We start from the raw sequence: 26,518 nt of genomic DNA, 5'->3' as shown, positions 1-26,518 counted from the left end.
GTGTTTATATGTTATTAGATGAGAGAGTTAATGCTAACTTTGATAAATTAAATGACAATGACCTTCATATAGCTCATTTTGTTAATACACATATAGAACAATGTAAAACTTTAAAAATACAAGAACTATCACAATATACACATGCATCAAACGCAACGATTCATCGTTTCACCCGTAAATTAGGCTTTGATGGCTATAGTGATTTTAAATCTTATTTAAAATTTGAAAGTCAATCTTTACATGAAGTTCCTACCGATTCAATCAAACAATTTAAACAAGAAATTGAAACAACATTTACTTACCTAGAAAGGGTAAATTTTAACCTTATTACTGAAAAAATTGATAAAGCTACCAATGTATACTTATATGGTACTGGACGAGCTCAGAAAAATGTATCTGAAGAGGCACAACGTATCTTATTAACTATGCATAAAAATGTAATTGTATTGCATGATGAACATGAGATTAAAATGGTACTTAACTACTCTAATGAAGATGACTTATTTTTTGTGATTTCTTTATCTGGAGAAACTCACCAATTAACTGAGATTACTAATTTACTTCAATTGCGCCAACGTTATTTTATTTCTGTTACAACCATGAAAGACAATACATTAGCACAAAAGGCAAATTATAATGTTTACGTTTCTAGTCATACATTTTATTTATACAATGATATAGATTATTCTAGCTTTATTAATTATCATATCTTCTTTGAAACGCTACTAAGAAAATATAATGAGCGAAAAGAAAACGGTGAATTACAATAAATAAAAAGACCTATTAAGTAATAACTTACTCTTACTCAATAGGTCTTTTCATTTTAATTAAAGTAACATATCATTGTCCTCTACATATTGATCTAAAACTTCATTCATTCGATCAAACATTAATTCTAAACCATGTGCAGTAGAATCATGATATTCTTTCTTTTTATGTTTATATTCTAAAGCCGTTAAACGACGTTCTTTTTCTACTATAGATTGATAGTAAAAGAACATTTGCGTACCGCCTGATTCACGCTCTTCAAATTCTACTTCAATAACATCTTGACTATCGCTTAATTCTGGCATTCCAATAGTCATTTTGATATATTCATCGGATACTAATTCTTCATATTTACCTTGAATTACATTTTGTTTACCATTACGAGCATCTACTATACGATATTGTCCACCTTCATGAATATCTGCATCAAATAACTTATTTGTTCGTTGGGAGGTCATAAACCATTGCTTTAATAAGTTTATATCTGTCCAAGCACTATAAACCAATTCTGGAGAATATTTAAATAAACGCTCAATATGAATCTCAACTTGTTCATTTTCTACATTATATTTTGCCACTCATCTCACCTACTTTCACTCTTAGTTATATTTTAACGCATTTATAAATACTACCAAAATTTCAACTATCAGAAATTAAAAAAAATATAAATTTAGATGATTTTAACTTGTTATATATCATTTATTTCGTCTTAAGACGTGGAAATCTAAATACAATTGCTAGAATTCCACAAATGCCTAATAAAATTGAATAAATACAATATGGCAACATACTAAAAGGAGATATTCCAGCGACACCCGCTGCTGCAATAAGTTGAGGGCTATAGGGTAACAGACCTTGAAAACATCCAGCAAAAATATCAAGAAGACTTGCTGATTTACGAGGATCTACTTCATACTCGTCGGCAATATTTTTAGCCAATGGGCCTGACATAATAATTGAAATTGTGTTATTTGCTGTAGCGATATCCGCTACACTCACAAGACTAGCGATACCAAATTCAGCACCACGTTTCGATTTCACTTTCGATTTCACAAAATTAAGCAACCATTCTACACCGCCATTATGTTGAATAAGACCAACAAGCCCACCAATAAGTAAAGCTATAATTGCAATATCTTCCATTCCAATAATTCCTTTTGATATAGCAGTTAATAAACCTTTCCAATTGAAAGAACCATCAATAAGACCAATGATTCCAGAAAGTATAGTACCACTAATTAAAACTACGATAACATTCACACCAATGACGGCTAAAACAAGCACTAAAATATAAGGAATGACTTTCACTAAGTTATAATCATATTGCTTAGAATGATCAACATGTACACCATTTGTTAAGAAAAATAAAATGATAATTGTTAGAATTGCACCTGGTAAAACAATCCAAAAATTAACTTTAAACTTATCGCTCATTTTTGTTTTTTGAGTACGTACTGCTGCTATTGTGGTATCTGATATCATTGATAAATTATCACCAAACATCGCACCGCCTACTACTGTTCCCATCGCTAACATAGCTGAAATATCAGTTGCCTGAGAAAATCCAAATCCTACAGGTGCAAGTGCTGCGATAGTTCCAACTGAGGTTCCCATAGAGATAGAGACAAACATACAAATTATAAACAATCCTACAATAATAAAATTTTGTGGTATGAGTGATAGTCCTAAATTAACTGTAGACGTAACACCACCCATTTTTTCAGCAGTAGTTGAAAATGCACCTGCTAAGATAAAGATGAAAACCATTAGGACAATATTTGAATGCCCTGCTCCTTGGGTAAATATTTCAATCTTTTTTGAAAATTTTTCTTTTCTATTCATCATTAATGCTACAATCACAGTAATCGTTATCGCAACATTTAAAGGCATATTACTAAAATCTCCAGTAGCGATTCCTATTCCTAAAAATAATGCAATAAATAGCACAAGAGGTAGTAGTGCCCATGCATGCCCTTTATTACCTTCTCCCATATTTAACCTACTTTCATTAATACTAATTGAATTTATATTTAAAGGTACAAGATTCATGTATCATCGTCAATACAATTACATGTAAAATTCATATTATTATGATTCTGGACGTTCAATTGTAAATGTGTCTTCGAGTTTAGAATAATTATTTCCTGCTAAACGTGCTACGGGTTTAAGCTGATTAAAATCAATTTTACTATCCTCAAAATAGACATCTTCATTTATATGATACATAACAACTTCTCCTATAATTAAATCAGCACCATCATTTTTAGTACCTAATTGAATCATTTGATCTAATTTACATTCAAAACGAATATTAGCTTCTTTCACAGCAGGCGTCTGTATAATAGATGAACTGATAAGAGTCAATGATGTGCGTTCTAATTCATTGTCTTCGTATTTTAAAGGTGCAGCCGTCTCATTGATATCTTCAATATTGAATTCATCTGTAATATGCATAACAAATTCTTTTGTTTTTTCAATATTTATAGCAGTATCTTTACGCTTACCATTACTTCTTTGTGCTGCAATTGCTATCATAGGTGGCTTATTATTCACTACATTGAAAAAGCTAAATGGTGCACCGTTTAAATTACCTTTTTCATCTTCCGATGTTACAAACGCAATAGGTCTAGGTATAACTGAACCACTTAATAATTTATAATTTTGAATATCTGATAATTGATTTGGATTAATCCCTTTCATTTTTAATTCTCCTTTATAAAATAAAAAGCGAGAGATTTCTAAAAATCTCTCGCCAGTATACTTAACATTTTACTAAATTAGTCGATTTGAATACCACCAGTAACGCTATGAACTTGACCAGTTAAATAACTACCATCTTCTGAAGCAAATAATACATATGGTCCCACACATTCAACAGGTTGACCTGCACGACCTAGTGGAGTAGCTTGGCCAAATTCTGGTATTGCTGATTGAGGTTGTCCACCACTGATTTGTAAAGGTGACCAAAATGGTCCTGGCGCTACACTATTCACTCTAATACCTTTATCTCCAAATTCTTCAGAAAGACTTTTTGTTAATGAAATAATTGCTGCTTTAGAAGCGGCATAATCATGTAAAATTGCAGCAGGTTTATACCCTTGCACTGAAGATGTCGTTGTAATTGAAGCACCTGGTTTTAAATATTTAGTTGCTGCTTGAGCAGTCCAAAAAATTGGATACACATTTGTTTCAAATGTTTCAGCAAATTGTTCAGTTGTAAATCCATGAATATCATCATGATACTGTTGATGACCTGCAACAAGAGTAATGTTGTCTAAGCCACCTAATTCATTATAAGCTTGTTTTACTAAATCATAGTTAAACTGCTCATTTCTCACATCTCCAGGGATAAGCACTGCTTTTCTTCCAGCTTTTTCGATGACTTTTTTAACTTCTTGTGCATCTTGTTCTTCACTTGGTAAGTAGTTAAGAACTACATCAGCACCTTCTTTAGCATAAGCAATTGCTGCTGCACGTCCAATACCTGAATCGCCACCAGTTACAAGCATTTTATAATCTTGTAAACGACCATGACCTTCATATGATTCTTCACCACAATCTGGTTTAGGTGACATTTTATATTGATAACCTGGTGTTTCTTGTTCTTGTTTTTTATAATCAGAATCTTTAAATTTAGTTCTTGGATCTTGTGCACCCATTAAAATCATCTCCTATTTAATCACTCAATACTGGTTTACCACATTAAATAGTAATTAAATCATAATTCCAAAAATTTTCTAATAAATATTATGCTAATAATTGATAAATCAGTTCTATAAAGTAATCAGGTATTTTTTCTAAAATACGTTCATCTGGATTGTATTTTGGATGATGTAAATCATATTCGCTATTCGATCCAATAAATGCAAATACCCCTGGATGATGCTCTAATAAACCAGAAAAATCTTCTCCAATTGTATACGGATGTTCTAAATCAATTACTGTGTATCCTACTTTTTTTGCCGCTTCTTTAGCATGTTTTGTAAGCTCTACGTCATTAATAACTGCGCCTGGTAAACGTGTATAAATTAATTCAATCTCTATATTAAATAATTGTTCTAATCCTTTAGCAATGTCATGCATACGTTGTTCAATATAATCTTGTACGTCAGGTTTGAATGAACGTACCGTACCTTGAACATAAGCATTATCTGCTATAACATTCCAAGTATTACCTGAAGACACTTCTCCTATTGTAATGACAGCACTATCAAAGGCAGATAAATTACGACTAATAATTGTTTGCAAACTTGTAATTAATTGCCCTAACGCCATTACAGGGTCATTGCCTTGCTCTGGCTTGGCAGCATGAGCTCCTTTGCCATGAATTTTAAATTCAAAACGATCTACAGCAGAAGTAATAGGACCTGATTTAATGGCAAATTCTCCAATATCTAATGTTGGATAATTGTGAAATCCAATAATCGCTTGTACATCATCTAGTGCATTGGTTTTAGCCATGACTTTAGCTCCATATCCAAGTTCTTCGGCTGGCTGAAATAAAAACCTTACTCTTCCATTTAATTGTTCTTCTTCTTCTTTTAACTTGGTAGCAATAGCTAAGATACTAGCCATGTGAATATCATGTCCACAAGCATGCATCACTTCATCATTAGTAGAAGTAAAGTCTTGACTAACTTGCTCCTGAATAGGTAACGCATCAATATCAGTACGAACAGCGATACACTTTTCTCCTTGTCCTATTTCTGCTACTAGACCCGTTTCCATTGGAATGTCAATCATTTTAATATTGTATGAAGTTAATATATCTTTTATACGTTGCGTCGTTTTATATTCGTATTTTGATAACTCAGGATATTGATGAAACATGCGTCTCCATTTTACAACGTCGTTAAAACTTGTCATCAATGTCACTTCCCTTTCTCTAAGTCCAATAAAATGTTGTATAGTCTATAGTATCATAATTATCAAACTTTTCTTATAACTAAATAAGAGTAGATATCCATTACTTAGAATGGTGGACTACTCTTATCTAAAAGTTCACTTCGATTTTTAAAATAACTACTCTATAAAATGGTGAATAAAATTCGCTGCAAGTTGAGCAGTACGATGATCAATATCATAATTTGGATTAACTTCAGCAATACTAATAGAAGACGTTTTTCCACTTAATATGACGCGTTTACCTATATTAAATACAGAATGAGGATTCAATCCGAGTACAGTAGGTTCACTTACTCCAGGCGCAAATGCACTATCGATGGCGTCCATACTAATTGTAAACATAATCGTTTCATGCTGATGAATAAAACGTTCAATTTTATCTTTAATGGTTGGAGACAAATCATTTAAAATTTCATCTGCATATACATAGATAATTCCTTTTTCTTCAGCATATTCATATAAAGAACGTGTATTTCTACCTTGAGATAAACCTAAAACTAAGTAATCAATATTATCATCTTTTTCTAAAATTTGTCTGAACATTGTACCAGAATTAGATTGTACATCAGCACGCGTCTCGAAATGTGAATCGATATTAATAATGCCAATAGAAGCATCAGGATAAATGTGTCTCGTTGCTAGATATTGTGCGTATGCGATATCATGTCCTCCACCAATAAAAAAAGATTGGTGATGCTGTTGAATAACTCGAGCAGCCAAACGCCCCATTTCTTCTTGAACTTCACTTAGAGAACCTTTTGTATATTCTACATTTCCATAATCAACAAGAGATTCACATTCACTTAAATCCGGTAATTGAGCAAAAGCTTTTTTTATTTCGTCTGGTCCTTTTTTAGCACCAATTCTTCCTTCATTCAGTTCTATCCCTTTATCAACGGCATAGCCTAACAAACCTACACCAACTTTATCAAATTGATTTTCTATATTTTCTAAATTATCAAATGTGACGGTCTGAAAATGCTTGAACTGCTTAGGATCATTTTGACTATCTACTCTTCCTTTCCATAGTTTTGGATTGCTTTTACTGTACATAATAATAGATGCCTCCTAATTATTTAAGGTTACCTTAATCATATAACATATTTTATACAATCAATACCCATTTTTATTAAATTATTCACCCTTTAATTTATGATTCAGACATTAAATATTAGTTTCAAAAATTTAAAAATAATTCAATACTATTACATTTTAATGATATTTAAAATGGACAATTTATTTATCCCCTTGTAATATGTATAATATTAAGAAAAGAATATATATATGGTTACCCTAATGGAGGTTACATACATGAAGACGAAACGTATTTCAGGATTTCAATGGGCTTTAACAATTTTTGTATTTTTCGTTGTTACAATGGCATTGTCTTTAATCCTGCGAGACTTTCAAGCATCTATTGGTATTAAACGTTTTGTGTTTAGTATTAATAATTTAGCGCCTTTTATTGCTGCAATAATTTGTATTATTGCATTTAAAAATAAGCGTACTCAACTAGCTGGTTTGAATTTCTCTATTGATATTAGAGTTATTGAACGTATAATACTTGCGTTAATTTTGCCACTCATTATTTTTATTATTGGAATGATGAGTTTCAATAGATTTGCTGATAGTTTTATTTTATTACAAGCCAATGATTTATCAGTATCTGTATTTACAATTATTGTTGGTCATATTTTCATGGCTTTCTTTGCTGAATTTGGATTCCGTTCATATTTACAAAATATTGTTGAAAGTAAAGTCAATACATTTTTTGCTTCAATCATTGTAGGTTTAATGTATTCTATTTGGACTATTAACACAACATATGGAATGCAATATGCAGGTTATCACTTCTTATATACATTTATGTTTTCAATGATTGTCGGTGAATTAATTAGAGCAACTAAAGGTCGTACGATTTATATTGCAATGCTATTCCATGCTGCAATGACATTTGCTCAAGTATTCTTATTTAGCGAAGAAACTGGTGACTTATTCTCTATGAAAGTCATTGCTTTAAGTACTACAATTGTTGGTATTATTTTCATTCTTTTAAGTTTAGTCATTCGCTTTATCTTATATAAAACAACAAACCAATCATTAGATGAAGTAGAACCTAATAATTATTTAGACCATGTAAATGATGACACAGATGATTCAAATAAGACATCTAATAGTGAATTGGACAAAAAAGAAACGTTACATCAATCGTTACAAGAAAATAATGTGACTCATACACAGACTAATGAATCTGAAGTCCAAGACGGTGATCATCATTTAAAATCATCTTCTAAATATGCAGAAGATAGACGCTCATCTGTAGTGGATGATGTAAAAGAAGAAATCAATGATATCAATAAATCTAATAAATAAAAAGAGAGGAACTTAAACATGTTCCTCTCTTTTTTACTTCTTATTAATTACTTTAATTCCTTCTTGAGTGCCAATAATCGCTTGTGTTGTCATATCTAAAAAATAACCTGTTTCTAGCACACCTGTGAGATGAATTAAAAATTCATGTAATTGATAAGGATCTATCTTACTTTTTAATTCACAGTCTAAAATATAATTTCCATTATCTGTAATAAATGGTATATCCTCATTCATTCTTCGTTCGACTGAGATATCATGATATGCTTCAATTTTTTTAGATACAAGTAACCAGTTAAATTTATCAACTTCAATAGGTAATTTGAAGGTTTCACCTAAGTAATTTACCATTTTACTTTCGTCTGCTAAAACGATAAATTTTCTTGCCATTTCATCAATGACTTTCTCTCTGAATAAGGCACCTCCGCCTCCTTTAATAAGGTTTAAATCTGAATCAATTTCATCTGCACCATCAATAGCTAAATTTATATAAGTAATATCATTAATATCAACCACATTAATATTATATTGTTTAGCAAGAAATTCACTTTTATTAGATGTACATACACCTGTAACATTTAAATTATCTTGTTGAATACGCTCTGCAATCTTAGGGATCAATAGTTCAATTGTACTTCCTGTTCCAATTCCAAGAATCATATTATCTTGAATTTGAGCCACTGCATCATCTGTCGTCATTAATTTGAGTTCTTTCGCATCCTTCATCGGTACTATAACTCCTTTTCATATACTCATTTATTATTTTACACTAGCCTTTTTAAAATACCTAGGTCTATTTTACATTCATTTAATTTATCAAAAAAATTTTTATACTTTTTAAAAATATAGTAAAATAACAGATATTATAAAAAAGGAGAGCATAACATGATTCCGATATATGCTATTTCAACTGGTAAAATTGAAACTTTAAACTATGATCAAAAACGTCCAATGCATTCTGCTTTAAATAAAACAATGTTTTCTGGAAAAATGTGGTTATCTTATACAGGGTTCAGTGAGGATGAACAAGCTTATAAAGACCATGGTGGTCCACACAAAGCTGTTTGTTGTTTTAGTAAGGAAAATTATTCAATGTATAAAAATGATATTAATATACTACCTGATTATGCAATGTTTGGTGAAAATTTAACTCTCGTTGACCTTGATGAAAATGATGTGTATTTTGGAAATCAATATCAATTAGGAGAGGCAATTGTAGAAGTTTCTGAAATACGAGAACCTTGCTGGAAGATTCAAAGAAAGTATGGTATTAAACATTTAGTTAAGCGGATGTCATCCTCCGGTAAAACAGGATTTTATATGCGTGTTTTAAAAGAAGGTTATGTGCAGCAACAAGATCATTTATTACTCCTTAAAACTGCCGAATCTCCTACACGCTTATCTGTTCAAAATTTGAATGATATTTATTATAATGACCGCGAAAATATAGACCGTTTAAATCAAGCCATTAATAATCCTTACTTATCTCCTAAACGTATTGAAAAATTGAAATTATTAAAAGAAAAAGCAATGAATAAATAAAAACATACCTCTATCACTTAATGTCATAGTGGTATGTTTCTGAATAAAAATAAAGTTATTTTTCTGAAATATGATATATTGTCTTCGCATAAAATGGAACATTAGCTTTTAGAATTGATTTAGCTTTATTACCCTCATTATTAATATCATTAGGTAAGTATTGTGTTTCTACCGCTACACCTGAATGAGGTTTATAAATATTAAAATCACTCTTCCATTCTGATGTATCGTTAAAAGTAAAAATCACTATATTAGTCATTGTTGTTTCTACATCTAACGCAAACTCGTTATTTTCAACGATAAGACGATGATGACCAATATCAAATGGATGATCGAGTCCTTTATTAAAATGGATTTGTTCTTTAATTTGTTTATCTTCAGAATTAAAAATATCTTGAAATTGAATAGGACGATGATTAAATCGTTCTAATAAATCAATAGGTTGTTGACTGGAAATAAGATGATTCTGATCAATAGGATACATTTTTAATTGTTCACTTATTATAGAGTGATTATCAATGACATTATTATCTCTATTTAGATTAAAGTACACATGATTTGTAGGATTGAATAATGTATCTTCATTTGATGTTGCTTTATATTCAATCGTCCAGCGATGTTCAACATCATATGTATGTATAACCTTAATCATCATATCTCCAGGATAACCATCCTCTTTTGATTGTATCTGAAGTTTAAATATAACTTTAATATTTGTTATATTATTTTGTATTTCATAATCAAACAATCGTCTATCTAAACCATTACTACCACCGTGAAGTTGATTAGTCATTTCATTTGCTTCTAATTGATAATATTTGTTGTTTAAATTAAAAGAAGCATTTTCAATACGTCCTGCATATCGACCAATAGTAGCTCCAAATTTATATGGATTTTCGGGGTAAAATTCATCCGCTTCTACCTTATTACCTAACACAATATTATTATCATGATATTTCCAACAAACAATTCGTGCTCCATAGTTTGTAAATACAATATACGTATCGTCATTATCTATTTTAATTAAATCTATACCATGATTTTGATTCTCTACTTCAACTATCATTACTTACGTCTCCCTCTCAACACGCTTGATCAGGCTCTATTTGGTAAAATCATTATTAATACGCCAATAATGCATACAACAGCACCTAAGACATCATACTTATCTGGAATTTGTTTATCAAATACAAATGACCATATGATACTCATTATAATAAACACTCCACCATATGCTGCATAGACACGTCCATAGGTTGGAAACACTTGAAATGTAGCAATCACACCATATAAGACAAGTACTAGTCCACCAATACATCCTAACCAACTTGATTGCCCTTCCCTTAACCACAACCAAATTAGATAGCCTCCACCAATTTCACAGAGACCTGATAATACAAAAATAAAAATTGAATATATCATTTGTTTATTCACCAACTTTTGAAAAGTTAGTTTCATTGTAGCAAACTGCTTTAAATTTCATCTATTACTTTTAAACTTTGACTTTATCATCAATACATATTGTTACACTTTTTTAATTAATATTCCATAGGTTTTATATAAATTTAAAAATGTAAACGTTATCTATTAGATGTTTTTTGATTCTCTATCAATGCATTTAATATTTTCTAACTCTATCATTTTCCACTATAATAAAATTATTAAAAAGTTTAGACAAGCATCCAAATGATTCATTTAAAGAAAGAGGTATTTATATTGGACTTTGTAAATAAACCAACAATTGAAACGGCTAAATCTTTATTAGGCGTTAAAATTAGTTATCAAGATCATACACAAACTTATAGTGGCTATATCGTCGAAACAGAAGCTTATTTAGGTTTTAAAGATAAAGCAGCACATGGATTTGGTGGGAAACAAACGCCTAAAGTCACTTCTTTATATGAACGTGGCGGAACCATATATGGCCATGTTATGCATACGCATTTACTTATTAATTTAGTAACACGTGAAGAAGGTATCCCAGAAGGTGTCTTAATACGTGCAGTTGAACCTGAAGATGGTATCGAAGGTATGAAAATCAACCGAAATAAATCTGGTTTCGAACTTACAAATGGTCCGGGAAAGTGGACTAAAGCATTTAATATTCCTAGAGCAATAGATGGTTCAACAATTAATCAATGTTGTTTATCTATTGATGTAAAGAATAGAAAATTTCCTAGAGAGATTGAAGAAAGTGCACGTATAGGTATCCCAAATAAAGGTGAATGGACAGAAAAACACTTAAGATATACTGTTAAAGGAAATCCATATGTCTCTAGAATGAGAAAATCCGATTGTCTATTACCAGAAGAAACATGGAAGTAACACCTCATTCAATAAAAAATCGCTTTTGAAAAGGTCGTCCTTCTTCAAAAGCGATTAATATTATCCACGTTCAACTTTTAAATGTCTTTGCTCTATCCAAGACATTAACTTACTATCAAAAACAATTTTACTTTGTTTTAAATCATTAATATCTTTAGCATCTAGCATTGTCATAATAGATTTCATATGGTCTATAAATGATTCTACATATTCAATGGTACTAGTAATACCAGCATGTTCAACTTGATTTAAAAATGGACGTGACATGCCAACAGCTTTTGCACCTAAAGCTAAACTTTTAATTGCATCTAAAGGTGTTCGTAATCCACCACTTGCAAATACATTTAGTTTATTTTGATAACTTATACTTTCAAGTAATGATTCTACAGTCGATTGGCCCCAATTTGAAAGGTAATCCATGTCTTTATTTGAACGACGCTCATTTTCTATTGTGACAAAATTAGTGCCACCTTTTCCACTCACATCTACATACGTTACGCCTATATTTACTAAAGATTGTAGTAATTCTTTACTCATGCCAAATCCTACTTCTTTAATGATAACAGGTACACTTACGCGTTGAACAATTGCTTCCACATTTTCTAACCATGTCGAGAATTCTCTATTCCCTTCTGGCATCACTAATTCTTGTGGTGCATTCACATGTACTTGTAAAGCTTGTGCGTCTAATAATTCAACTGCTTTAACAGCTTTATCTACTGGTACATCTGCCCCTACATTACTAAATATAATGCCTTCAGGGTTTGTTTTACGTACAATGCTGAATGATTCAGCCATCTTAGGATTTCTTAAAGCTGCATGCGTAGATCCTACAGCCATAGCTAAGCCTGTTTCTCTAGCAACGACTGCTAACTTTTCATTAATTGTCTTAGTCCAATCACTTCCACCTGTCATTGCATTAATGTACAAGGGAAATGTCATATCAAAATTTGAAGTATGACTCGTTAAATCCACTTGATTCACATTGATATTTGGAATTGAATGATGTACAAACCTCATACGGTCAAAATCTGATTGAGGGACATCTTGTTGTGCCATTGCAATTTCTACATGTTCATTTTTTCTTTGCTCTCTTTGGATATCTCTCATGTAACAACCTACTTTCCTTAAACTATGTTCTATATTAAAACCACTTTTTCTTTTTAAAAAAGAGAATTAATGCAATTGAAATGAGTAACATTATAGTTAAACAAATAAAATAACCATAGTGCCATTTTAACTCTGGCATATATTCAAAGTTCATTCCATATACGCCTACTATAAATGTTAAAGGAGAAAATATAACTGACACGAGTGTCAATACTTGCATAATACTATTCATTCTAAACGAAGAATAAGATTCAAAATTTTCTCGAATTTCATTTGTCATTTCTTGAGAGGTTCTAATAATATTATTTTGTTTAATAATATGATCATCAATATGTTGAATATACATTGAATGTTTATAATCTACAATTAAGTTACCTTCAGTCTTAATTGTATTCACAAGTTCTTGCATTGGGAATAATACACGTTTTATTTTTATAAGATTAGAACGTAATTGAAAGACATTATCCATTACTTTTTTACTATGTGTATCATCTACATGCGCGTCTTCAAAGTTGTATACCTCATCTTCAATGGTATAAACAAAATCAAAATATTTATCTACCATCATATCAAGGATATGTATAACGATATCAGCACAATCTAAATCTGGATCATGTTTACGAGCATTCATCTTGACAACTTCCATTAACGATTCAAAATGATGTTGATGATAAGTAATTAATGTTTTTCCGTCTAGAAATACGTTCAATGCTATAGGAGTAAAATTATCTTTATGCATACTATGAAATACCATGTATTGGTAATCATCATAAGATTTATATTTAACTCGTGGTACCCCTTTAATAGCATCTTCTAATTCTAAATAGTTAAAATTATAGTTTTCAATCAAAAAATCATTTTCTTCGGATGTTGCATCTTCAAAATCCAACCACACAATAGTAGCATCATTAGGTACATCACTGCTTTGTTCAACTTGAGTTAGTGGTTCGTCCTTAGTTTGATATCGAATAATCATGGTCATCTTTCTGTTTCCTCCTATTTAACCATACGGTTATCATTCTACCATGAATTAAATATTGTGTATGTGTTATTTTATGTTAGTAAAGTATTTTTATAAAATTTTAAAGAAGGGATAAAATATTATGAACTATCCATTTATTATTCATAAGAGTGTAGTATCTTCTCAAGTCGATTTTAACCAACATATGCATGATGCAGAATATAATTCAGTTTTCAGTGAAGTTATTAGTGAATTTAATCATTATAATGGTTTATCATTAAAAGAAAGAGAAGCGCTTAATTATACAACATTTACAGTCGAAGAACATACAGCATATTTAAAGGAATTACACTTCGAAGAATCGTTTTCAGTTCGTGTTCGTATTTATGATTATGATGAAAAACGTGTTCACTTCTTTTTAGAATTATTTAAAAATGATGAAACTTTAGCTGCAACAAGCGAAATAATGATGATGGGTATTAATCGTTTAACACGCCGCCCTGCTTCTTTCCCCGCACATTATAAATCTAATATCCAAATATACTATGATTCTCAATATGATAAGCGTTGGCCTAAATCATTAGGACATCAAATCGGCATTCCAAAGAAAGGAGAGGCATAATGACAGACACTATTTCTGAAATCTTAGAAAACACACTATTTGATCTTAGTGACACACTTAAAATGCATTTGATTGAATTAAATGAAAACCGTTCATTATTTATGAATGGACCAAGTCAAGAGCTCATTCAACGATCATTTAATATCAGTTTTTACCAAGGACAAAAACAAGCGATAGAAGCATTAGATAGAGAAATTAAAACGACTACGGATGAAAATGATTTAATTGCTAATCTAAAAAGACATTCTCAAGACGTTGAACAACAACTTTTAAATGTAATAGAGTTACATACTACAACTTATGAATCCAAAGAAAACTTAAGCTTGGCACAATCTCTCGATACTTATTATCATTGTAAAGGTCAGCATGATATTATTAGTGAATTATTATTGCAAGTCAATAAATACTCAATATAAAAATATAGGACTAAAGTAAAATCTAATTCGATTCTACTTTAGTCCTTATCATTATTCACGAATTGCCTTATTAATTTGTTTAATTACCTTATGAGATTCATGAATTGGGAATAACGCAAAGTCATGAAACATTTTTGGATACTCAAAAAATTGTATAGATTGGTTATGCGTTTCCAATTCATATGCCAAACGTTGCATATCTGGATAATAAATTTCCTTACCCCCGCCAAACATTATAATTGGTGGTAATCCTTGTTTTATTCCATATATCGGAGAAATTAAAGGATTTGATAATGGTTCTTTATCACTCCACACATTCATTATGTTTTGAAGTCCTTGAATATTCACAAAACGATCTTTTTCAACCAAATCTTCAGTAATTTGAGGATTTGTCATTGTTGCATCAAGCATTGGAGAAATTAAACATAGTTTATATGGTAAAGGTTTGCCATTTTCTACTAATTGTTGTACATAACTCAGTGCAAGTGCTCCACCAGTTCCATCACCCATAATAACAATGTTTTCATTATTAACTTCACTTAATAACGATTCATATACATTATTAATTGCTTTAAATGTATCTTTAAGATGAAACTCTGGTGCTTTAGGATATATCGGTAAAACGACCTCATATAAAGTGTTGAGTGCAAGTTTGTCCATTAATCTCCAATGGAATGGAGAAGGTTGTAATGTGTTGTATCCACCATGAATATACAAAATTTTCTTTTTAGTTTCGTGACGAAAATTAAATCTAAACACTTGCATATCTCCTAAAGATAATTTATCAAGATTTGCTTTCACATTTAAAGTTGGAGGTTGCTTATGTTTCGCTCTATTAATATCTTTTCTACGCTCCATAAACGATTCAAATTCGTCTTTACTCTTAAACTGAATTGAGCGATTATGTAGTAAATATTTATTAACAATTCTATTTACCATACGTGTTTTCATAACATTTTACCTACCTTATAAATTTGTAAAATTAATCAAACTTTATTACAGACAGCTAAAAAAACGATATAATACTATTTATATGATTAAAAATGAGCAATCTAGTTCATATAATTGCCTATTACACATTAAATTCAGTATAAATGAGTCAACTATAGAAAACAAATGAATGACGGCAAAGGAGTAATAATAATGCAAAACCCTAATAGATATCAAACAAACCGCCCCCCATATGCTCGTGTTAACCAACAAGCTTATTATGGTAAAAAGAAAAATTCGTGGATAAGTTTAATTATACATATCATCATTCTTATACTTGTAGGGATTACTTGTTATAGCATGTATAAACAACCTATTCTAAATTTTGTTCTTGCAAATCAAGCGATTGATTTCTCTGAGATTAAAAATTTTCAAAATACAACTACTCAGATTGGACCACTCAATATTAATATTAGTGAAGTCGCTAACTTACAAGGTGTAATCGATAAATTTATTCTAGCCTTTAATATATTTTTCGTTTTATGTATTGGCAGCATGATTATTTCAATTTTAACCATTGTATTTAATAGAACGATTTTAAAAGTGATTAATTTCATCATTATCGCTGTTGCGTTAATGATTGCTTTTTCCTTTAGTTATACAATTCAAATGTTAGGAAAGCAAATCTCTCAGAACTTGCATCACTTTTTCTTAGATTTACCACCAAATCAAATTATTACTGAAGCAGATGCTATTCACAATGCACTGATCTTACTTTCAAGTAGTTTAGCGTTATTATTTATAAGCTTTTTCTTTAGAAATCGTCATCCTAGAATCAAATAGAAATGTAATCTCATTTTATATTTAATAAAATAAAAAAAGGTATTGAACGTTTTATATGTCCAATACCTTTTTTATTTATTAAAATTTATTACTTTCTTTACTCATCAATCTCTCATGTTCAGCTTCAGCACCTTTTTTACCTTTTAAGAATAAACTTAAAATGAATGCTAAGACACTTAATGCTGTAGCAATCCAAAACGCATCATTGATACCTTCAATTGAGGCTAATTTATTTACATAAGTCAAGATAACTTGTAATGCGCCTTGTTGACCTCCATATTGCGTTGCCATTTCACGTACATGATCTTGAATGACTGGATTAGTTTTATCTAATTCAGTTGCAAATGCATTAAGATGATTTGTAGATTGAGTTGTCATTACAGTAACAAGAATTGCAGTACCAATTGAACCAGCTAATTGTCTCATCGTATTTAAGAACGCATTACCATGAGAAATTAAGCGAGGTGGTAAAGCATTGATAGCTGCAGTCATTAACGGCATCATAACAAATGCCATACCTAGCGAACGTATTACATAAATACTCATAATATGAAGATAAGAAGTATCCATATTCAGTTTTGTTAATTCATATGTTCCGTAAGTCATCACTGCAATACCGAATAAAGCAAGTGGTTTAAGACCAATAGTATCAAGTAATTTACCAGCAACAGGTCCTAATACACCCATTAATAATGAACCTGGTAATAATAGTAAACCAGAATCTAATGCTGAGAAACCACGTAAATTTTGAAGATATAATGGTAATAAAATCATACCTCCAAATAAACTCATCATTACTACCATATTTATAATAGTAGTAAGCGTGTATGTTGGTGATTTTAGCACTTCTAAATTAAGCATTGGTGCTTTCATTGTTAATTCACGAATAGCAAATAAGATGATGAACACAACACCAATTATAAACATTATAATGATTTCAGTTGAACCCCATCCTTTATTACCAGCTTCACTAAAGCCATATAATAAAGCACCAAATCCAATTGTACTATATACGATACCACGATAATCTGCTTTGGGATTGATTGTTTTTTGATAAATTTTGAACCATGCTAATCCAAATAAGAAAGCAAGTAATCCTAAGATAAACATCATATAGAACATAACATTCCAATGATAATTTTGGACGATGTAACCAGATAATGTTGGTCCAATCGCTGGAGCAAGAATCATTGCGATACCCATTGTTCCCATTGCCACACCACGTTTTTCAGGTGGGAAAATAGTAACAATTACATTAGATCCTAATGGCATTAATATACCTGCACCAATTGCTTGTAAAACACGTCCTCCCATCATAATTGGGAAGTTAGTTGAAATACCACAAACTAATGAGCCGATTGTAAATAATAAAAGCGCTATTAAAAATAGCTTACGATATGAATACTTATTAAATAAAAACGCACTTATTGGTATTAAAATACCATTTACTAACATGAATCCTGTCATCAACCATTGCCCAGTTGAAGCAGAAATATTGAACTCTGTATTAATTCTAGGTAAAGCTACATTAAGTAATGTTTGGTTTAAAATTGCGATAAACATACCAAACAACATAGCAGCTAAAATTTTACCTCTTGTAATCCCTGCACCGAAGACAAAATCTTGTGTTTGGTCTTTTATACGTTCGTTCACACGTCCTTCTTGGGAATCAGGATTAATAGGTTCATAAATAGAATCTTTGGAAAGATGTTGATTATTAACATCTCTATCATTATGGTTTACTGTATCTTCAGCATGAGCATTGTGTTGTTCATCGTCTGAGTAGTGTAAGGAATATGAAGTTTGCTTTTGCTCAGGATGAATTTGTTCTGAAGATGAATCTTGTTGCTCTTGTTCTTCTTCAAAATGATTTTTTCTTTTATCATTATTGATATCGTTATCTTCCTTATAATGAGATTGATCATTATTAAAGTAACGTTTTTTCTCTTCACTGATCTGAGAAGATGATGCATTCTTTGCATCGTTATTTTGTTCTAAGTCACTCATTTTAAATTTAGATGGATTATTTTGACTCTTAGATTCTTCATTTACTTGTTGTCCCTTTGATTGATTTAACTTAGATTTATTACGTGATTTCAACACGAATAAATTAATTAAACCAACTAAAATGACCGCTGCAACGATATATCCAATAATGAAGGTCACTGTCATTTTATGACCTCCTTAGTCTTTATGGATTTTAACTTCAGCGTTCATTCCAGGAACAACATTTTTAGATGGTTGTGAATCTAAAGAAATTTTCACAGGAATCACTTGTGAAACTTTAGTATAGTTACCGTCACTGTTTGATGATGGCATTAATGAGAAACTATTTGCAGTTGCTTTTCCGATTTCTTTAATTTTACCATCGATTTTAGAATCTTGACCGTCGATTGTTACATCAACTTTATCGCCTTTTTCAATGCTGCTTAAATCATTTTCATCGATATTAGCTGTAATGTATAAATCATCTAAATTATATGCATAAGCAATTGGTGAACCTGCTTGAGCGATAGAGCCTTCCATTCCATCAGTTTTAGCAATTGTACCATCTTGTGGCATTTTAATTTTTTGATCTTGAGTTTGACCATCTTGACCTTGAGCAGTTACTTCTGCCACTGTGTCACCTTTTTTCAATTTATCGCCTTGTTTTGCGTCAAAAGATTTAATTTGTCCAGATGCTGGACTCGCAATTTTAATTTGATTGCCGTCAACTTTAGCGTTATCAGTTGTTACATAGCTAGTTGCATTATGATAGAAATAAAATCCAACTACTCCGATAATAACTAAAGCAACGATAGTAATGATATTGATTAACACCATTTTCTTCATTGAACTTTCCTCCTATTTGCTTTTAAAAATCACTTTATATATTATAAAGACATATCAATAAAAAAAACACCAACAAAACTTAAAAAATTGTCGGTTATTCTTTTTAATTTAGGTGACATACATGAAATTAAAAGCGAAATATAAAATTATAATAAGTATGATCGATTTGCTAGAAGATTATCCTTTCGAACAAATTTCAATTAAAATGATATGTGCAAAATGTAAAATTAATCGTTCAACCTTTTATGATAATTTTCAGGATAAATACGACTTATTGTCTACAATCCAAAGTTACCATTTAAATAAGTATGAAAAATTATTAAAAGCACTTTCTAATAATTTTCACAATATAAAAAAAGAGCCTGAAAAAGTATTTAAGTTCTTCCATATTATTCTCAAATATATATATAGAAAGAAATCTTTTTTTCACGCTATTTTTATCTCAAATCCAAATAGAAGTTTAGTTATGGACTACTTAGATATTACCAAGAAATATTACGATAAGATTTTAACTGAAAATGAAACTTTAATTCAAAATAGAGAGCTTTTTATTTCTTATACAATTAGCGGTCAAATTGGAGTAATTCTTTACTGGCTAAGAAGCGGTTGCCAAGAAAGTCCTAAAGAAGTAGCAAATTCTTTATTATCCAATACAATTAAGTTACAAAGATAATAAAGAAGAGAGCAAGACAGAATCAAATTAAATTTTGTTTTGCTCCCTATTTATTTATCTTTTTGTTTTAAACACTTTAAAATTAATAAGGTGTAAAATAATAAGGATCACAATTGCACTAATAATGATTGTTAGATAAGGTGTACTGTTATATTCCCCTTTTACATTTACCAAAGGTGTAACAATACCTCCAAATAAAAATTGCACAAGCCCTAATAAACTCGAAGCACTACCATTACCAGTGGTACTTTCCTCCATCGCAATAGAAAACCCTAAAGTAGCTACACCTGTAACTGGAGCTACTAATGTTATAAAACCAATCACTAAAAAAATGAATGGTCCATGTTGGATGAGCGTTAACGAAACAATACATACACCAATAATTTGGATACATGTCAATAACCTTAAAAGTGTTTGCGTATGAATATAATCTACTAGTTTTCCTGTTAATTGACTAGAGATGATTAATGTTATTCCTATTCCAGCAAACATCCAACTAAAATGCAGTGGGGATACACCATAAATTTTTTGAACTAAAAACGGTGAAGCAGAAATATAACTAAACAATAAAATAAATGAAACACCTTGTATTAGCATGGGTAGTACAAATCGTGGTGTACCTAATAAGCTTTTAAAATTCTGAAATATCACTTTGATACCACTGCTATCTCTATACTCTAAACTTAAAGATTCTGGTATTTTTGTTAGGCTTCCCATTATCATTAATATACCGAAGATAGTTAATATAACAAATACGACTCTCCAAACTGCTACACTTAAAATGATACCTCCAAGCGCAGGCGCAATAACCGGTGCAACACCATTAACTAACATTAATAAAGATAGAAATTTAGTTAATTCATTACCTTTATATAAATCACTTGCAATGGCTCTTGAAATAACTGCCGCGCCTCCCCCGGTAATACCTTGTAAAAGTCTTAAGATAATCATAAGCCATATGTTATGAACAAATATGATTCCGAGACTTGCAAGAGTAAAAATGGTCATAACGATAATTAAAGGTTTCTTACGCCCCACACTATCGGAAATCGGTCCTACAAATAAATTACCAATTCCAAGACCAATCATAAAAAACGATAGTGTCAATTGAGCATTAGCTGTCGTAGTGTTAAAATCATTTTTCAATTCAGGTAAACCAGGTAAGAACATATCAATCGCTAACGGTCCTATAGCAGTCAACATACCTAGAATAATAATAAATAACAAGGAATGCTTATCTTGGTTATGTCTTTGTTCCATTTAAATATTCTCCTTAGAATCTATTTAATGTTTATGATTTGTAATATTCCATTATCTTTATCTTCTTCTATTTCATAAGTGACATATTCTATTTCTCCGCGTTGATTAATTTGTTGTACTTTAGCTTTAATAATATCTCCACTTTGAGTTGCACTTAACAACTGTGAGAATTCAAAATGCTTTGAATCACTTAAATGATTTTTTATATCTATATATGCATCAGACTTATTTTTTAGAAATGGACTTATTATCTCAAAATTTTGTTGATTAATAGCATAATTTAGCGCATAGGTATATTGATTAAAAAATGGTTCTAACGTAACTCTAAGTATGTTTTCTTCTTCAGTTTTCTTTGAAACATAATCAGAAATTTTATCTTCATCAAAATCTAGTATTGCACTATTAATGTTTCCTAAATCTTTTGCTTTTATTGTTTTACTTGTAGACGTAAATGTTTTGTCTTTAACCATACCTGTAGCTGAAACACTAATGTCTTTATTTTGAGGATATGGACCATATATTTTTGATGCATCATATTTCATTTCTTTATCATTAATAGTTACTTTCAATGTATTTTTATCTAAGTCACTTTTACCCTTTAATTTAACTTTAAGTGAAGCTTCGTTAAAGTTCTCATTAACCTCCACAGTATTTCCTTTAGCATATCTAAAATCAAATTTCATTTGACCTGTAAAATGACCATATTCTGTGTCTTTTTCAGCATCGATAGCATAAACACCTGGAATGTATTTACCAATAGAAGTTGCTTGATTCGCCTTTGCATGAATGACTCTACGTTTTCCACCAGCTTTAAATTCATATTTTGTATCTATTTTCGGCTTAACAATAACAGTTTTTGTAGGTGGTCTATAACTCATATTATTAAAGATTAAAAAACGCGTTCCATTTTTACTAATTTTTAATACATTTTTATCTGTTTTTGTTTGTATATAGGCAGAATCATGATTACTTTTATTTAATTTATCTGTTGTGTGTTTGACATCATGAATAAATTTCATCATTCCAACTTCATCTTTAATATATTGAATATAAACACTTGCTTCTTCATCATCTACAGGAACATCTTTAGTACTAATTAACGTAGCTACTTTTTGAGCATCGTTGTTATCAATTGCGTTTACAAGAATTTTGGTTTGAGCTTCGGGAGAATTGAAATTTTTTAATAGTATGAAAACAATACCAATTAAAATAATAATGAAAGTTATAATGACCCAAGGAATAAACTTTTTAAATTTTAAATTAGATTGTTCTGATTGAGAGGACGATGTTGCTTTATTTTTTTCTTTAGGTATCATATTTCCGCAATTAGAACATTGCCTATCACTTTTATTTAATTCTTGTCCACAATAAGGACATTGTTTCATTTTGTCATCAACTTCCTCTCATAAGATGCAATGTCATTTATATTTTTCACACAAATATTATAACTCTTTTTTCTTGAGGAGATAATTTCCGATTAACGTTTATTTTACCTTAGCATTAAAATGCTTCACACGTTCATCTATAATATAAAGCACACTCAGAGCTTTTTCTATATCCTTACTAGATAAGTCTTTAACCATATCATTCACAATTTGACTTATAATTTCGTTATTTTCTTCCGTATATTGGCGCCCTTTCTCTGTTAAAACAATATACTTTAAGCGTTGATCTATTTTATTGTTAGGCTTCTGTAATGCAACAAAGTCACTTTCTATTAATTTTTTTATACGACGACTTACTGCCGCTTTATTAACCCCTTGTTTTTCAGTAATTTCCGTTATAGATAAAGCTTGATGATGACTGAGTAATCGTAGTACATTCGATTGTTCAGTAGAAACACCATATTTTACTTGTTGATCTTTTAAAAGTTTAGACGTTAATGTATTTGTCTCATCTATGAAATGTTTCATAAATTCAATATGATTTTTTGAGATTCTACTCATTACAAATCTCCTTACTTAAATAATTTCATATATTGTGCAGTTAATTTTTATACTCTGTTAAATAATATCAATAATTTTCCACGTTGAAAACAAATAGAAAAATATAATAGTTGCTAAATTGTGACCCTTTCATTACATTTAAATATATAAATAGATATGAGGTTATCAAATATGCTAGCAATCATTTTATTATTTATTGTTTTAATTATTATCCTAAGTGTTTTGTTTAATATAAGACACTTTATCTCTCTTTCTTTTTTTATTACAAGCGTGATATTATGTTTCACCATTAGTCTCATTAATATCATGACCATGACCCTACCAACTGGATTGTTTATATTAATTATCATTTCTACCATCGGTTTGCTTGTCAAACATTCTCATCTATTCAAAATTAAAAAAGGAACCTGTTTCTTAAATAAAATGTTTCGTAGATTAATAAATGGTGTCTTATTTATTGGTATATTTATATATCTTAGTACAATACCATTACCTATTTTAAATGGCATGTTTTTATGGATTGCTTTAATTTTATTTAGTGCTTGTTACGCTTTCATTATATATTTAATTTTTTCTTCTGCATTTGAACGTGCTAAAACCCATAAACAATATGATATGATTCTTATACTTGGCGCAGGTATATTCAATGAAACAGTCACTCCTATGCTAGCCTCTAGACTGGATAGAGCTTTAGAAATCTATAAAGTACAGTCGCATAATTGCAATATATTGGTAAGTGGTGGTCAAGGTCCTGACGAACCAATTTCAGAGGCCTTAGCAATGAAGAATTATCTCATTAAATGTGGTGTATCATCTTCTTCAATATTGATGGAATCACAATCAAGCAGTACATATGAGAACTTTTTATATTCTAAATCTTTCATTAATACATCGTTTGAAAATGTCCCTAGTATTTTATGCGTGACGAGTCAATTTCATATTTTAAGAGCCTTACGTTTTGCACAAAAGTTAAATATAAAAATAATAGGATTAGGAAGTTCAACGCCTTATCATTTTCTAGATAAAGCGCTCTTACGAGATTTTCTTGCACTTATATATCAATATAAATTACTTTTGACTTTGTATTTAGTCGGAGTATTTATAGCGTCAATTTGGATATTACTTTAATATACAAAAAGTCTGGATCATTTTCTTATATGATCCAGACTTTTCCATAGTATGAATACTATTCACTTTTTAATTAAGTATTTTGCCGTCTTCTAATTTTACAACGCGATCAGCATAGTCAAATAATCGCTCGTCATGTGTAATCATAATACCTACCATCTGTTCAGATTTTATACGTTCCTTAATCATCTCTACTACTTTCGTAGCACGACTTGCATCTAAACTTGCTGTTGGTTCATCTGCAAGAATGATTTTAGGATTATTTGTAAAGGCACGCATAATTGCTACACGTTGCTTTTCTCCTCCTGATAACATATGTGGAAATGCATTCAAACGATCTTTGAGACCAATTTCTGTTAATAAATATTTAGCATTTGAAACGGCTTCTTTTTTATTTACTCCCGCTTCCTTAGCAATAACAGTGAGTTGTTCTTCAACCGTTAGATAAGGCACAAGATGTGACGCTTGAAAAATAAAACCAATATCATTAAGTCTTAATTCTGTACTATTTTTATAATTTGAATATAAGTCATGACCTTCATATAATATCTTACCATCAGTAGGTGTTAACAACCCACCTAATATATTTAATAATGTCGATTTACCTGAACCTGATGCACCATTTAAAATAATAAACTCTCCTGGTTGAACTTCTAAATTAATATCTTTTAATACTTTTGTCTTCGCTGAACCTTCTCCAAATGTTTTACTAATATGTTCGAGTTTTAATGTCATTATTCCATACCTCCAATAGCATCAATTGGATCCACTTTTACTACTTTGATAAATGATAGTAAGGCACCGATAAATCCTACAATAAGAAAAATAACAATCATTAATAAAATTGTACCGTAACCTAAATAAAATGGCATCGTAACTGGCATAATTAAACTTAATATTAAAATAAGTACTGTGGCTAAAATAACACCAACCATGGTAGTTAAAATAATCTCTATAATTAATGAGCTTAATAAATGTCTCGTTTTAATACCTACTGCTTTTAATATACCTATTTGTGAGATTTTTTGAATGGTCATAACATAAAAAAATGCACTTAATACAATTGCTGTAATCACGAACAAACTAATGATCATTAAATTCAATGGCATTTGTTCTGCTTGGTAACTTGCAATGTTATCAGTCAATGTTTTTTCACTAACAGTTGTTACATTAGAAATATCATTAATTCTATTTTTATCTTTTTTACTTAATTCTTTAACTGGGTAGAATGTAGAATAATTTTTATTAAGTGCTTTAAAATCTGAATGATTCATCATAACCATTGAGCTATGAGAATACATTGTATCTTCAATAATACCACTTACTTTATAAGCTTCTTTATGACCTTTAAACTTAATCATATCTCCTTTTTTTACATCTTGTCCCGTTAATTTATCATTTATTGCAACTTCATATGAATGATTAGGATAGCGACCTTCTTTTAAAGAGGGACGATCTTCTTTAGAAGTAGAGAACGTAAGAATATCTTGATCTTGTTGTTTTAATTTTAATGTTTGTGGTCCAAGATGTGTTGCTTGTTGATTTATAATATCTTCTATCTTATTTTGTTGATTTGAATCAAGTTGTGATTTTTCAATTTTAGGTTCTTTCATTTTTTCAATAATATATGTTTGTGCATTTTGATTATTTAAAAATGACACATTTTCTCTCGCTAAACCTTGAGCTAAACCATTAATAAATAATACCATACTCCCTAGTAAGAAGATGATTAGCATAATTAATATATATCGAAACTTATAAAATTTTATTTCTTTCCAAGCTAAATTCATTTCTTTTTCCTCCCTATTTATCTTTATTAAACAGTATAGAGAGTAAATATGAACTGAATATGAACAACAAAGAAAATTGTCTTAGATTTTAAAGATT

General features: G+C 30.2%; 28 protein-coding genes. 9 read left to right on the top strand and 19 right to left on the bottom strand.

Features of this window, described 5'->3' with window-relative positions; all coding sequences use genetic code 11:
- Positions 1-8 precede the first annotated feature (8 nt).
- Complete coding sequence (locus HMPREF2881_RS10690) at positions 9-770, top strand: MurR/RpiR family transcriptional regulator (RefSeq protein WP_002488786.1); 762 nt, start codon at positions 9-11, stop codon at positions 768-770.
- A 57-nt stretch (positions 771-827) separates the two neighbouring features.
- Here the strand turns inward: HMPREF2881_RS10690 and HMPREF2881_RS10685 are convergent, their stop codons facing one another.
- From HMPREF2881_RS10685 to hutG, 6 genes are all read right to left on the bottom strand, one after another.
- Positions 828-1,346: an SRPBCC family protein gene (locus tag HMPREF2881_RS10685; RefSeq protein ID WP_002448616.1), complete on the bottom strand. Its 519-nt coding sequence runs from the start codon at positions 1,344-1,346 to the stop codon at positions 828-830.
- 121 nt (positions 1,347-1,467) lie between these two features.
- A complete protein-coding gene (locus HMPREF2881_RS10680) occupies positions 1,468-2,760 on the bottom strand; it encodes a Na+/H+ antiporter NhaC family protein (protein ID WP_002488813.1) in 1,293 nt (430 codons plus the stop codon).
- A 96-nt stretch (positions 2,761-2,856) separates the two neighbouring features.
- Entirely contained in the window at positions 2,857-3,468 is a 612-nt protein-coding gene (locus tag HMPREF2881_RS10675) for a flavin reductase family protein (RefSeq protein ID WP_002488732.1), read from the bottom strand.
- A 77-nt stretch (positions 3,469-3,545) separates the two neighbouring features.
- The gene (locus HMPREF2881_RS10670) at positions 3,546-4,427 is read right to left on the bottom strand and encodes an SDR family oxidoreductase (RefSeq protein ID WP_002488817.1); all 882 of its coding nucleotides are present in this window, start codon (positions 4,425-4,427) and stop codon (positions 3,546-3,548) included.
- 88 nt (positions 4,428-4,515) lie between these two features.
- Complete coding sequence (locus HMPREF2881_RS10665; RefSeq protein ID WP_002488744.1) at positions 4,516-5,634, bottom strand: amidohydrolase; 1,119 nt, start codon at positions 5,632-5,634, stop codon at positions 4,516-4,518.
- 156 nt (positions 5,635-5,790) lie between these two features.
- Positions 5,791-6,726, bottom strand: a complete 936-nt coding sequence (hutG, locus tag HMPREF2881_RS10660; RefSeq protein ID WP_002488819.1) for a formimidoylglutamase — start codon at positions 6,724-6,726, stop codon at positions 5,791-5,793.
- A gap of 258 nt (positions 6,727-6,984) precedes the next feature.
- Here hutG and HMPREF2881_RS10655 point away from each other — a divergent pair, with 258 nt between their 5' ends.
- Complete coding sequence (locus HMPREF2881_RS10655) at positions 6,985-8,046, top strand: peptidoglycan release complex CPBP-like subunit SdpC (protein WP_002488800.1); 1,062 nt, start codon at positions 6,985-6,987, stop codon at positions 8,044-8,046.
- A 33-nt stretch (positions 8,047-8,079) separates the two neighbouring features.
- On the opposite strand, the gene HMPREF2881_RS10650 is transcribed toward HMPREF2881_RS10655, so the two are convergent.
- A complete protein-coding gene (locus tag HMPREF2881_RS10650; RefSeq protein WP_002448572.1) occupies positions 8,080-8,769 on the bottom strand; it encodes a ribose 5-phosphate isomerase A in 690 nt (229 codons plus the stop codon).
- 159 nt (positions 8,770-8,928) lie between these two features.
- Between HMPREF2881_RS10650 and HMPREF2881_RS10645 the strand changes: the two genes are divergently transcribed.
- Complete coding sequence (locus HMPREF2881_RS10645) at positions 8,929-9,585, top strand: MOSC domain-containing protein (RefSeq protein ID WP_002488720.1); 657 nt, start codon at positions 8,929-8,931, stop codon at positions 9,583-9,585.
- Positions 9,586-9,640: 55 nt separating this feature from the next.
- Here HMPREF2881_RS10645 and HMPREF2881_RS10640 read toward each other — a convergent pair whose 3' ends face one another.
- Positions 9,641-10,651, bottom strand: coding sequence for an aldose epimerase family protein (locus HMPREF2881_RS10640; protein ID WP_002448396.1), 1,011 nt, complete (start codon positions 10,649-10,651; stop codon positions 9,641-9,643).
- 29 nt (positions 10,652-10,680) lie between these two features.
- Positions 10,681-11,007 carry a YnfA family protein gene (locus HMPREF2881_RS10635; RefSeq protein ID WP_002448475.1) on the bottom strand — a complete coding sequence of 109 codons (327 nt, stop codon included), beginning with the start codon at positions 11,005-11,007 and terminating at the stop codon, positions 10,681-10,683.
- A gap of 294 nt (positions 11,008-11,301) precedes the next feature.
- On the opposite strand from HMPREF2881_RS10635, the gene HMPREF2881_RS10630 reads away from it, so the two are divergent.
- Positions 11,302-11,910: a DNA-3-methyladenine glycosylase gene (locus HMPREF2881_RS10630; RefSeq protein ID WP_002448554.1), complete on the top strand. Its 609-nt coding sequence runs from the start codon at positions 11,302-11,304 to the stop codon at positions 11,908-11,910.
- Positions 11,911-11,970: 60 nt separating this feature from the next.
- Here HMPREF2881_RS10630 and fni read toward each other — a convergent pair whose 3' ends face one another.
- Both fni and corA read right to left on the bottom strand, forming a co-directional pair.
- Positions 11,971-13,020: a type 2 isopentenyl-diphosphate Delta-isomerase gene (fni, locus tag HMPREF2881_RS10625; RefSeq protein WP_002448337.1), complete on the bottom strand. Its 1,050-nt coding sequence runs from the start codon at positions 13,018-13,020 to the stop codon at positions 11,971-11,973.
- Positions 13,021-13,054: 34 nt separating this feature from the next.
- The gene (gene corA, locus HMPREF2881_RS10620; protein ID WP_002448410.1) at positions 13,055-14,002 is read right to left on the bottom strand and encodes a magnesium/cobalt transporter CorA; all 948 of its coding nucleotides are present in this window, start codon (positions 14,000-14,002) and stop codon (positions 13,055-13,057) included.
- A 121-nt stretch (positions 14,003-14,123) separates the two neighbouring features.
- Between corA and HMPREF2881_RS10615 the strand changes: the two genes are divergently transcribed.
- Both HMPREF2881_RS10615 and HMPREF2881_RS10610 read left to right on the top strand, forming a co-directional pair.
- The gene (locus HMPREF2881_RS10615; RefSeq protein WP_002448563.1) at positions 14,124-14,603 is read left to right on the top strand and encodes a thioesterase family protein; all 480 of its coding nucleotides are present in this window, start codon (positions 14,124-14,126) and stop codon (positions 14,601-14,603) included.
- On the top strand, positions 14,603-15,019 hold the full coding sequence (locus tag HMPREF2881_RS10610; RefSeq protein WP_002448421.1) for a hypothetical protein: 417 nt from the start codon (positions 14,603-14,605) through the stop codon (positions 15,017-15,019). The genes HMPREF2881_RS10615 and HMPREF2881_RS10610 overlap by 1 nt, the downstream gene beginning before the upstream one ends.
- 51 nt (positions 15,020-15,070) lie before the next feature.
- On the opposite strand, the gene HMPREF2881_RS10605 is transcribed toward HMPREF2881_RS10610, so the two are convergent.
- Positions 15,071-15,970 carry an alpha/beta hydrolase fold domain-containing protein gene (locus tag HMPREF2881_RS10605; protein WP_002488799.1) on the bottom strand — a complete coding sequence of 300 codons (900 nt, stop codon included), beginning with the start codon at positions 15,968-15,970 and terminating at the stop codon, positions 15,071-15,073.
- Positions 15,971-16,162: 192 nt separating this feature from the next.
- On the opposite strand from HMPREF2881_RS10605, the gene HMPREF2881_RS10600 reads away from it, so the two are divergent.
- Entirely contained in the window at positions 16,163-16,792 is a 630-nt protein-coding gene (locus tag HMPREF2881_RS10600; protein ID WP_002448359.1) for a hypothetical protein, read from the top strand.
- A 78-nt stretch (positions 16,793-16,870) separates the two neighbouring features.
- Here HMPREF2881_RS10600 and HMPREF2881_RS10595 read toward each other — a convergent pair whose 3' ends face one another.
- Both HMPREF2881_RS10595 and HMPREF2881_RS10590 read right to left on the bottom strand, forming a co-directional pair.
- Positions 16,871-18,964: a DHA2 family efflux MFS transporter permease subunit gene (locus HMPREF2881_RS10595; protein ID WP_002488803.1), complete on the bottom strand. Its 2,094-nt coding sequence runs from the start codon at positions 18,962-18,964 to the stop codon at positions 16,871-16,873.
- 12 nt (positions 18,965-18,976) lie between these two features.
- On the bottom strand, positions 18,977-19,624 hold the full coding sequence (locus HMPREF2881_RS10590) for an HlyD family secretion protein (protein WP_002448529.1): 648 nt from the start codon (positions 19,622-19,624) through the stop codon (positions 18,977-18,979).
- Positions 19,625-19,745: 121 nt separating this feature from the next.
- Here HMPREF2881_RS10590 and HMPREF2881_RS10585 point away from each other — a divergent pair, with 121 nt between their 5' ends.
- Positions 19,746-20,297, top strand: a complete 552-nt coding sequence (locus tag HMPREF2881_RS10585) for a TetR/AcrR family transcriptional regulator C-terminal domain-containing protein (RefSeq protein ID WP_002448470.1) — start codon at positions 19,746-19,748, stop codon at positions 20,295-20,297.
- Between the two features lie 54 nt (positions 20,298-20,351).
- On the opposite strand, the gene HMPREF2881_RS10580 is transcribed toward HMPREF2881_RS10585, so the two are convergent.
- The 3 genes from HMPREF2881_RS10580 to HMPREF2881_RS10570 form a co-directional block, all read right to left on the bottom strand.
- Entirely contained in the window at positions 20,352-21,557 is a 1,206-nt protein-coding gene (locus HMPREF2881_RS10580) for a putative multidrug effflux MFS transporter TcaB (protein ID WP_002448360.1), read from the bottom strand.
- A 20-nt stretch (positions 21,558-21,577) separates the two neighbouring features.
- The gene (locus HMPREF2881_RS10575) at positions 21,578-22,942 is read right to left on the bottom strand and encodes a membrane-associated protein TcaA (RefSeq protein WP_002448446.1); all 1,365 of its coding nucleotides are present in this window, start codon (positions 22,940-22,942) and stop codon (positions 21,578-21,580) included.
- Between the two features lie 99 nt (positions 22,943-23,041).
- Entirely contained in the window at positions 23,042-23,503 is a 462-nt protein-coding gene (locus HMPREF2881_RS10570; RefSeq protein WP_002448483.1) for a MarR family transcriptional regulator TcaR, read from the bottom strand.
- A gap of 171 nt (positions 23,504-23,674) precedes the next feature.
- Between HMPREF2881_RS10570 and HMPREF2881_RS10565 the strand changes: the two genes are divergently transcribed.
- Entirely contained in the window at positions 23,675-24,631 is a 957-nt protein-coding gene (locus tag HMPREF2881_RS10565) for a YdcF family protein (RefSeq protein WP_002454961.1), read from the top strand.
- A gap of 69 nt (positions 24,632-24,700) precedes the next feature.
- Here HMPREF2881_RS10565 and HMPREF2881_RS10560 read toward each other — a convergent pair whose 3' ends face one another.
- Both HMPREF2881_RS10560 and HMPREF2881_RS10555 read right to left on the bottom strand, forming a co-directional pair.
- The gene (locus tag HMPREF2881_RS10560; protein ID WP_002448319.1) at positions 24,701-25,366 is read right to left on the bottom strand and encodes an ABC transporter ATP-binding protein; all 666 of its coding nucleotides are present in this window, start codon (positions 25,364-25,366) and stop codon (positions 24,701-24,703) included.
- A complete protein-coding gene (locus HMPREF2881_RS10555; protein ID WP_002448471.1) occupies positions 25,366-26,421 on the bottom strand; it encodes an ABC transporter permease in 1,056 nt (351 codons plus the stop codon). Before HMPREF2881_RS10555 ends, HMPREF2881_RS10560 begins: the two co-directional genes overlap by 1 nt.
- Positions 26,422-26,518: the final 97 nt, after the last annotated feature.

This window comes from Staphylococcus sp. HMSC057A08 (assembly GCF_001812925.1).
GTDB lineage: Bacteria > Bacillota > Bacilli > Staphylococcales > Staphylococcaceae > Staphylococcus > Staphylococcus hominis.
Note: the sequence above shows the minus strand (reverse complement) of the source record. Positions and strands in the feature narration are given on the sequence as shown.

What these genes read in the sequence shown, in the direction of transcription:
- HMPREF2881_RS10690 (WP_002488786.1), top strand. Translation starts at nt 9, where the DNA reads ATGTTATTAGATGAGAGAGTTAATGCTAACTTTGATAAATTAAATGAC.
- HMPREF2881_RS10680 (WP_002488813.1), bottom strand. Translation starts at nt 2,760, where the DNA reads ATGGGAGAAGGTAATAAAGGGCATGCATGGGCACTACTACCTCTTGTG.
- HMPREF2881_RS10675 (WP_002488732.1), bottom strand. Translation starts at nt 3,468, where the DNA reads ATGAAAGGGATTAATCCAAATCAATTATCAGATATTCAAAATTATAAA.
- HMPREF2881_RS10670 (WP_002488817.1), bottom strand. Translation starts at nt 4,427, where the DNA reads ATGGGTGCACAAGATCCAAGAACTAAATTTAAAGATTCTGATTATAAA.
- HMPREF2881_RS10665 (WP_002488744.1), bottom strand. Translation starts at nt 5,634, where the DNA reads ATGACAAGTTTTAACGACGTTGTAAAATGGAGACGCATGTTTCATCAA.
- hutG (WP_002488819.1), bottom strand. Translation starts at nt 6,726, where the DNA reads ATGTACAGTAAAAGCAATCCAAAACTATGGAAAGGAAGAGTAGATAGT.
- HMPREF2881_RS10655 (WP_002488800.1), top strand. Translation starts at nt 6,985, where the DNA reads ATGAAGACGAAACGTATTTCAGGATTTCAATGGGCTTTAACAATTTTT.
- HMPREF2881_RS10650 (WP_002448572.1), bottom strand. Translation starts at nt 8,769, where the DNA reads ATGAAGGATGCGAAAGAACTCAAATTAATGACGACAGATGATGCAGTG.
- HMPREF2881_RS10645 (WP_002488720.1), top strand. Translation starts at nt 8,929, where the DNA reads ATGATTCCGATATATGCTATTTCAACTGGTAAAATTGAAACTTTAAAC.
- HMPREF2881_RS10640 (WP_002448396.1), bottom strand. Translation starts at nt 10,651, where the DNA reads ATGATAGTTGAAGTAGAGAATCAAAATCATGGTATAGATTTAATTAAA.
- HMPREF2881_RS10635 (WP_002448475.1), bottom strand. Translation starts at nt 11,007, where the DNA reads ATGATATATTCAATTTTTATTTTTGTATTATCAGGTCTCTGTGAAATT.
- fni (WP_002448337.1), bottom strand. Translation starts at nt 13,020, where the DNA reads ATGAGAGATATCCAAAGAGAGCAAAGAAAAAATGAACATGTAGAAATT.
- corA (WP_002448410.1), bottom strand. Translation starts at nt 14,002, where the DNA reads ATGACCATGATTATTCGATATCAAACTAAGGACGAACCACTAACTCAA.
- HMPREF2881_RS10615 (WP_002448563.1), top strand. Translation starts at nt 14,124, where the DNA reads ATGAACTATCCATTTATTATTCATAAGAGTGTAGTATCTTCTCAAGTC.
- HMPREF2881_RS10610 (WP_002448421.1), top strand. Translation starts at nt 14,603, where the DNA reads ATGACAGACACTATTTCTGAAATCTTAGAAAACACACTATTTGATCTT.
- HMPREF2881_RS10605 (WP_002488799.1), bottom strand. Translation starts at nt 15,970, where the DNA reads ATGAAAACACGTATGGTAAATAGAATTGTTAATAAATATTTACTACAT.
- HMPREF2881_RS10600 (WP_002448359.1), top strand. Translation starts at nt 16,163, where the DNA reads ATGCAAAACCCTAATAGATATCAAACAAACCGCCCCCCATATGCTCGT.
- HMPREF2881_RS10595 (WP_002488803.1), bottom strand. Translation starts at nt 18,964, where the DNA reads ATGACAGTGACCTTCATTATTGGATATATCGTTGCAGCGGTCATTTTA.
- HMPREF2881_RS10590 (WP_002448529.1), bottom strand. Translation starts at nt 19,624, where the DNA reads ATGAAGAAAATGGTGTTAATCAATATCATTACTATCGTTGCTTTAGTT.
- HMPREF2881_RS10585 (WP_002448470.1), top strand. Translation starts at nt 19,746, where the DNA reads ATGAAATTAAAAGCGAAATATAAAATTATAATAAGTATGATCGATTTG.
- HMPREF2881_RS10580 (WP_002448360.1), bottom strand. Translation starts at nt 21,557, where the DNA reads ATGGAACAAAGACATAACCAAGATAAGCATTCCTTGTTATTTATTATT.
- HMPREF2881_RS10575 (WP_002448446.1), bottom strand. Translation starts at nt 22,942, where the DNA reads ATGAAACAATGTCCTTATTGTGGACAAGAATTAAATAAAAGTGATAGG.
- HMPREF2881_RS10570 (WP_002448483.1), bottom strand. Translation starts at nt 23,503, where the DNA reads ATGAGTAGAATCTCAAAAAATCATATTGAATTTATGAAACATTTCATA.
- HMPREF2881_RS10565 (WP_002454961.1), top strand. Translation starts at nt 23,675, where the DNA reads ATGCTAGCAATCATTTTATTATTTATTGTTTTAATTATTATCCTAAGT.
- HMPREF2881_RS10560 (WP_002448319.1), bottom strand. Translation starts at nt 25,366, where the DNA reads ATGACATTAAAACTCGAACATATTAGTAAAACATTTGGAGAAGGTTCA.
- HMPREF2881_RS10555 (WP_002448471.1), bottom strand. Translation starts at nt 26,421, where the DNA reads ATGAATTTAGCTTGGAAAGAAATAAAATTTTATAAGTTTCGATATATA.